Genomic DNA, 339 nt, shown 5'->3' on the forward strand with positions numbered 1-339 from the left:
GTAACAAGGTAACCCTAGGGGAACCTGGGGTTGGATCACCTCCTTATCTTGAAGTAAAAACAGTTTAATGGAAACTTCGGTTTCACGAGTGTCTACACAAATTACATGATAACAAATTAGAAGAATCCCGATGGGGCTATAGCTCAGCTGGGAGAGCGCCTGCCTTGCACGCAGGAGGTCTGCAGTTCGATCCTGCATAGCTCCACCACCTCGATTCTTCATTAAAGAAAAGACCAAACTTAAACTGTTCTGATGAACACGTTAAGTTTGGTTTTTTAAACCACGTTTTTAACCGAATGCGCGTTAAGAATGAGTTCTTTAACAATCTGGAAAGCTGAT

General features: G+C 42.5%; 1 tRNA gene. It reads left to right on the forward strand.

Going from position 1 to position 339, the window contains the following annotated elements:
* Nucleotides 1-132: 132 nt before the first annotated feature.
* Nucleotides 133-208, forward strand: a tRNA-Ala gene (locus H4J39_RS00005).
* The last annotated feature ends 131 nt before the right edge of the window (nt 209-339 follow it).

Source organism: Colwellia sp. Bg11-12 (genome assembly GCF_014076955.1).
Lineage (GTDB): Bacteria > Pseudomonadota > Gammaproteobacteria > Enterobacterales > Alteromonadaceae > Colwellia_A.